The following is a 6,347-nucleotide window of genomic DNA, read 5'->3' as shown; positions in this document are numbered from 1 at the left end:
CGAGTTCCGGTTCCGGCTTGCGAGGAAGGCAGGGGCGTGGCCCAGCCGTCGGACCCGTCTGCGGTCAAACGAACCGGAAGCCGCCCGGTTCCGCGCCGGCCTCAGCCCTTGCGCCGCGGCGGGGGGCGGCCGCCGGCGCGGGGTGGGGCGACGGCGGGCTGGGCGCTTTCGTCGATCAGCTTGCGCCAGCGGGCGACCCGCCCCGCGTCGAGCCGCCCCTCCGCCACCGCCTCCAGCACGGCGCAGCCCGGCTCGTGGTGATGGGTGCAGTTGCGGAAGCGGCAGAGCGGCGCGAGTTCGGTGATCTCGGCGAAGAGCGTGCCGATGCCGAAGGCGGCGTCATTCACCTGCAGGGTGCGCATGCCGGGCGTGTCGATCACCCAGCCGCCGCCGGCGATCGGGTGCAGCGAGCGCGCCGTGGTGGTGTGCCGCCCCTTGGCGTCATCCTCGCGGATCGCCCCGGTCAGCTGTGGCGTCTCCTGCGCCTCGCCGGCCAGCGTGTTCAGCAGCGTCGATTTGCCCACGCCGGACGATCCCACCAGCGCCACCGTCCGGCCCGGCCCGCACCAGCGTGCCAGCGCCTCGGCCGCCGTCGGGCTCTTGGCATCCAGCGCCACCGCCGACAGGTCGCGCTGAAGCGCCTTGGCCTCGGCGATATAGGCGTCGGCGTCGGCCACGGTGTCGGCCTTGGTCAGCACGATCACCGGCTCGGCCCCGGATTCATTTGCCAAGGCCAGATAGCGCTCCAGCCGCGCCGGGTTGAAGTCGTCGTTGCAGGAGGTGACGATGAACAGCGTGTCGATGTTGGCCGCGATCAGCTGGGTCGCGGCGTTGCCCGCGGTGTGGCGCTCCAGCAGGGTCTGGCGGTCGAGCCGGCGGTGCAAGAGCAGCGTGTCGGGCTGCACCAGCACCCAGTCGCCCACCGCGTAATCGGTGGTCCGCGCCCCCACCGGCAGCCAGAGCCGCACGCTGCCGCTCTCGGCCTGCGCCGTCAGCCGCGAGCGGTGCACCGAGAGGATGCGCATCGGCGCGAGGCCCGCCTCCTCCTCGCCGCATTGCTCCGCGAAGAACGCGGTCCAGCCCCGCTCCGCCAGCGACAGGGTCATGCCGGGCACGGGCTGCGGCGGCGGGATGTCCGGGTGTCGTCTGGCATGGGGTCTCCGAGAACTGCGGCGCGCTCCTCTTGGGGTATCACCGCAGCCCTGCCGGTTCAATCGCGGCCTCCCTGCGGCGGCGTGGCCACGCCGGGCCCCGGCGAAGCGCCGCGCAGGGGGTTTGGCTTGCAGCCGGCGGCGATGACCCGGATCATGCGGCGATGGTCGGCGGCTGGCCGGGCGGCAGGAAGGAGAGACCGGCATGGCGGAGGCGGGCATCGCGCAGATGGTGGGGCCGGTGATCGTGCTGCTCGGCTCGGCCGTGGTCGCCGTGCCGCTGTTCCGCAGGCTGGGGCTCGGCTCGGTGCTGGGCTATTTCGCCGGCGGGCTGCTGGTCGGACCCTCGGTGCTGGGCATCTTCACCGAGCCCTCGACCATCCTGCACATCTCCGAACTTGGCGTGGTGATGTTCCTCTTCCTCATCGGGGTGGAGATGCGGCCGCGCAAGCTCTGGGGCATGCGCGGGCAGATCTTCGGCCTCGGCCTCGGTCAGGTGCTGCTCTGCATGGCGCTGCTGACCGGTGCCGGCCTGCTGCTGGGGCTCGACCCGGTCACCGCTTTCATCGCCGGCGCCGGTTTCGTGCTCTCCTCCACCGCGGTCATCATGTCGGTGCTGCAGGAGCGGGGCGACATCGCCTCGGCGCAGGGGCAGCAGGCGGTGTCGATCCTGCTGCTGGAGGACCTGATGATCGTGCCGCTATTGGCGGTGGTGGCCTTCCTCGGGGCCAGCGGCGAGACCCAGCCGGGGCTTCTCACGGTGCTCGTGCCGCTGGGCGCGGTGGCGCTGCTGATCGGGGCGGGGGTCTGGCTGCTCGACCCGTTCTTTGCGCTCCTCGCGCGGGCGCGCACCACCGAGGTGCTGACGGCGGGGGCGCTGCTGGTGGTGCTGGGATCGGCGCTGCTGATGCAGCAGGCCGGGCTGTCGATGGCGATGGGGGCCTTCCTCGCCGGGGTGCTGCTGTCGGGCTCGGGCTACCGGCACCAGATCGAGACCGATGTGGAGCCGTTCAAGGGCCTGTTGATGGGGCTGTTCTTCCTTGCCGTCGGCATGTCGCTGGACCTGCGCGCGGTGGCGCAGGACTGGGTGATGATCCTCGGGCTGCTGGTGCTCTACATCCTGGTGAAGTCGCTCGGCATCTTCGCGGTGGCGCGCCTGTTCGGGGCGAGCCCGCTGCAGGGCCTGCGCCGCGTCTCGCTCTTCGCGCAGGGCGGCGAGTTTGCCTTCGTGCTCTACGCGGCCGCCGTGAGCGGCGGGGTGATCGACGCCGCCGAGAACGCGATCTTCTCCAGCGTCATCATCCTGTCGATGGCGGTGACGCCGCTGGTGCTCTTGGCCGCCGACCGCTGGCTGGCGGTCGAGGCGCCGTCGATGGACGGGGTCGAGCCGGTGGACTGCCTGAAGGGCCGGGTGCTGATGATCGGCTTCGGCCGCTTCGGCCGCTTCGGCCAGATCGCCTCGCAGATGCTGCTGGCGCAGGGGGTGGATGTCGCGCTGATCGACAACGACCCCGACCGGATCCGCGAGGCGCGGCGCTTCGGCTTCACCGTTTACTACGGCGATGGCACGCGGCTCGACATCCTGCGGCAGTCCGGGGCCGGGACCAGCGACATGGTGCTGGTCTGCGTCGACGACCCCAAGGCCACCGACCGCATCGTCGGGCTCGTCGCCGAGCATTTCCCCTCCAGCCGGGTGCTGGCGCGGTCCTACGACAGGGGCCACTCGATCCGGTTGCGGCAGATGGGGGTGGATTTCGAGATCCGCGAGACCTTCGAATCCGCGCTGGCCTTCGGCGGGGCCGGGTTGCGCAGCCTCGGCATGACCGCCTTCGACGTGGCCGAGGTCGAGGAGGACATCCGCCGCCGCGACATCGAGCGACTGGAGGCACAGGCGCAGGGCAACCTGATGTCGGGGCGCGACAGCCTGCATGTCGAACCGCGTCCCGAGCCCTTGGTCACGCCGCGCCAGCGGGCCTGAGCCTCAGGCCACCCGCTCGCCGCGCACCCAGGTGCCGCGCACCGCGCAGGCGCCGGCCAGCCGCGCCACCCGGATCACGTCGGCGCGCTTGCCGATCTCCAGCCGGCCGCGGTCGTCGAGCCCGGCTGCCGCCGCCGGCGCCTCTGTGACGGTCGCCACGCCGCGCGCCACGTCGCCCCAAAGATCGCCCAGCATCAGCGCCGCCAAGAGCAGCGCCGAGGGCACGTAATCCGACGAGACGATGTCGAGGAGATCGGCCTCGGCCAGCGACTTGGCGGCGACATTGCCGGAATGCGAGCCGCCGCGGATCAGGTTCGGCGCGCCCATCATCACCGCGATGCCATGGGCGCGGCAGGCCTCCGCCGCCTCCACCGTGGTGGGGAACTCGGCGAAATGCGCGCCATGCGCCGCCGATTGCACCACATGCGCCGCATCGGTGTCGTCATGGCTGGCCAGCACCGCGCCGTAGCGCCGGGCCTCGGCCACCGCCGTCGCCTCGTGCAGCGCGCCGAACCGGCGCTGTAGCGCCTGCTGCGAGGCGACGTGGTCGGCGAACTCGGCCTCGGAATAGCCGTGCTTGCCGCAGACGTAATGCTTCAGCTGCTGCGTGTCGCGGAACTGGCGCTGGCCCGGGGTGTGGTCCATCAGGCTGACGATGCCGATCCGGTCCTCGGGGCCGAATTTCGCCATCTCCTCCACCAGTGTCTCCGAGCAGATCTCGGCCCGCAGATGCAGGAAATGGCTGATGCGCAGCGCGCCCTTGGCGCGCAGGTCGAGGATCTCGTCCGCCAGTACCCGCGCATATTCGCCGTAATTGCCCTTGGCCTTCGAGACCACCGATCCCACCCGCAGCGCGTCGAACACCGTGGTGATCCCGACCGCGGCGAGCTCGGCGTCATGCGCGACGATCGCCGCGGCATGCGGCCAGTCCACCTTGGGCCGCGGCTCGATATGGCGCTCGAGGTTGTCGGTGTGCAGCTCGATCAGCCCGGGCAGCAGCAGGTCGCCGCCGCAATCCACCGCCCCGGCCGGCACCGTCGTCCCCGAGCCGATCTCGGCGATCTGGCCGTCCTGCAGCCGCAGGCTGCCGCGCCGCACCTCGCCGGGCAGCACCAGCGTGGCATTGGCAAGGATCGTTCCGCTCATTCTTCGCTCTCCGTCTGAGGCCGGCGCCGCAGCGCCTCGATGAAACGCGCCGCCCCGGTCTCGGGGGTCGCGTCATTGTCCACGCGGCGCAGGTCGGCGAGCGGCGGCAGGTCGAACCCCGCCCGCTCCAGCCGCGCCTCGATCTCGCCGCGGGTCTCGCGGCCGCGCGCCGCCAGCCGCTCCGCCAGCACCGCCGCCGGCGCGGTGACGAGGATCACTGCCAGCCCGGGAAACCGCGCCTCCGCCAGCGGCAGCGCCACCCGCGAGCCGTTGAACAGCACGTCGCGCCCCGCGTCCAGCACCGAAAGCTCCGCCGCGGGGATGCCGTAGCACAGGCCATGCGCCTCCCAATGCAGCGCGAAGTCCCCCGCCTCCCGCCGCCGAGCGAACTCAGCCTCGGTCACGCCCTCGAAGGGCTCGCCGCCCGCCTCCTCCGGCCGGGTGATGATCCGGCGCACCACATGCAGCGGCAACCGCTGCCGCGCCAGCGCGATCAGCGTGTCTTTGCCCGCCCCGGAGGGCCCGACGACGGCGAAGAGCCGCCCCGTCATGCCACCCCCGCGAAGCCGGTCACGTCGACCACCCGGTCGCAGAGCCGGTCGCGCGCCGCCTCGTCGTGGAAGATGCCGACGATCGCCGCGCCGCGCGCCTTGGCGTCCTCGATCAGCTGCAGCACCACCTCGCGGTTGGCGGCGTCGAGGCTGGCCGTCGGCTCGTCCAGCAGCAGCGCCGGATAGCCGTGCACGAAGCCGCGGGCGATGTTCACCCGCTGCTGCTCGCCGCCCGAGAAGGTGGTGGGCGACAGCGCCCACAGCCGCTCGGGGATGTTCAGCCGGGCGAGCAGCGCCTCGGCCCTCGCCCGCGCCTCGGCAGAGGAGGCGCCCAGCCGCAGCAGCGGTTCCGCCACCACCTCCACCGTCGGCACCCGCGGCACCACCCGGAGGAACTGGCTGACATAGCCCAGCGTCTCGCGCCGCAGCGCGATGATCTCGCGCGGGGCGGCGCGGGCGACATCGAGCCCGCCCACCATGATCCGCCCCGAGGCGGCGAGGTAATTACCCCAGATCATCCGCATCAGCGTCGATTTCCCGGCCCCGGAGGCCCCGACCAGCGCCACGCATTCGCCTGCCGCGACCCGCAGCGAGGCCCCGGACATCACCGGGATCACCGCGCCGCCCTGATTGTGCAGGGTGAAGGTCTTGGACACATCCTGAACGTCGATCATCATCACACCTGCAGAACCGAGGAAACCAGAAGCTGGGTATAGCCGTGCTGCGGATCGTCGAGCACCTGATCGGTCAGGCCCTGCTCCACCACCCGGCCGCCCTTCATCACCATCAGCCGGTCGGCGAGCAGCCGCACCACCGCGAGGTCATGCGTGACGATGATCGCCGAAAGACCCATGTCGCGCACCAGCCCGCGCAACAGGTCCAGAAGCCGCGCCTGCACGCTGACGTCGAGCCCGCCGGTCGGTTCGTCCATGAACACCAGCCGCGGCCCGGTGACCAGATTGCGCGCGATCTGCAGCCGCTGCTGCATCCCGCCGGAAAAGGCCGAGGGCCGGTCGTCGATCCGGTCGCCGGCGATCTCCACCCGGCCCAGCCAATCGGTCGCCGTCTCGCGGATCTGCCCGTAATGCCGCGCGCCCACCGCCATCAGCCGCTCGCCGACATTGCCGCCGGCCGAGACGCCCATGCGCAGACCGTCGCGCGGGTTCTGGTGCACGAAGGCCCAATCGGTGCGGCCCAGCATCCGCCGCTCCGGCTCGCTCATCGCCAGCACGTCACGCGGTCCGGCCGCGGTGTCAAAGACCACCCGTCCCGCATCCGGCGCCAGATGCCCGGCGAGGCAGGCCAGCAGCGTGGACTTGCCCGACCCGCTCTCTCCGACGATCGCCCAGCACCTCGCCCGGCCAGAGATCGAAGCCGACATCGGCGCAGCCGATCCGCGCGCCGTAGCGCTTGGTCAGCCCCTCGACCGCCAGCAGCCGGTCCCGTCGTCCTGTCCAGCCGCCATCACGCCGCCCTCCCCGGCAGCCCGGCCCGCATCGCCCCGCCGCCCGCCGGCCGCGG

Annotated in this window: 5 protein-coding genes and 1 pseudogene; 1 reads left to right on the top strand and 5 read right to left on the bottom strand. The window is 72.0% G+C overall.

Annotated elements, in window-relative coordinates; translation table 11 throughout:
- Positions 1 to 101: 101 nt before the first annotated feature.
- On the bottom strand, positions 102 to 1,106 hold the full coding sequence (rsgA, locus tag C5F48_RS21140; RefSeq protein WP_107665748.1) for a ribosome small subunit-dependent GTPase A: 1,005 nt from the start codon (positions 1,104 to 1,106) through the stop codon (positions 102 to 104).
- Positions 1,107 to 1,356: 250 nt separating this feature from the next.
- Between rsgA and C5F48_RS21135 the strand changes: the two genes are divergently transcribed.
- Complete coding sequence (locus C5F48_RS21135; protein WP_181247746.1) at positions 1,357 to 3,129, top strand: cation:proton antiporter domain-containing protein; 1,773 nt, start codon at positions 1,357 to 1,359, stop codon at positions 3,127 to 3,129.
- Between the two features lie 3 nt (positions 3,130 to 3,132).
- Here C5F48_RS21135 and C5F48_RS21130 read toward each other — a convergent pair whose 3' ends face one another.
- The 4 genes and pseudogenes from C5F48_RS21130 to phnK form a co-directional block, all read right to left on the bottom strand.
- A complete protein-coding gene (locus tag C5F48_RS21130) occupies positions 3,133 to 4,275 on the bottom strand; it encodes an alpha-D-ribose 1-methylphosphonate 5-triphosphate diphosphatase (protein WP_107665747.1) in 1,143 nt (380 codons plus the stop codon).
- A complete protein-coding gene (gene phnN, locus C5F48_RS21125) occupies positions 4,272 to 4,826 on the bottom strand; it encodes a phosphonate metabolism protein/1,5-bisphosphokinase (PRPP-forming) PhnN (protein ID WP_107665746.1) in 555 nt (184 codons plus the stop codon). The genes C5F48_RS21130 and phnN overlap by 4 nt, the downstream gene beginning before the upstream one ends.
- A complete protein-coding gene (gene phnL / locus C5F48_RS21120; RefSeq protein ID WP_107665745.1) occupies positions 4,823 to 5,500 on the bottom strand; it encodes a phosphonate C-P lyase system protein PhnL in 678 nt (225 codons plus the stop codon). Before phnL ends, phnN begins: the two co-directional genes overlap by 4 nt.
- Positions 5,501 to 5,502: 2 nt before the next feature.
- A pseudogene (gene phnK, locus C5F48_RS21115) lies at positions 5,503 to 6,262 on the bottom strand (phosphonate C-P lyase system protein PhnK).
- Between the last annotated feature and the right edge of the window lie 85 nt (positions 6,263 to 6,347).

Origin of the sequence: Cereibacter changlensis JA139 (genome assembly GCF_003034985.1) — a bacterium.
Classification (GTDB): domain Bacteria; phylum Pseudomonadota; class Alphaproteobacteria; order Rhodobacterales; family Rhodobacteraceae; genus Cereibacter; species Cereibacter changlensis.
This window is presented reverse-complemented; position numbering and strand designations above follow the sequence as displayed.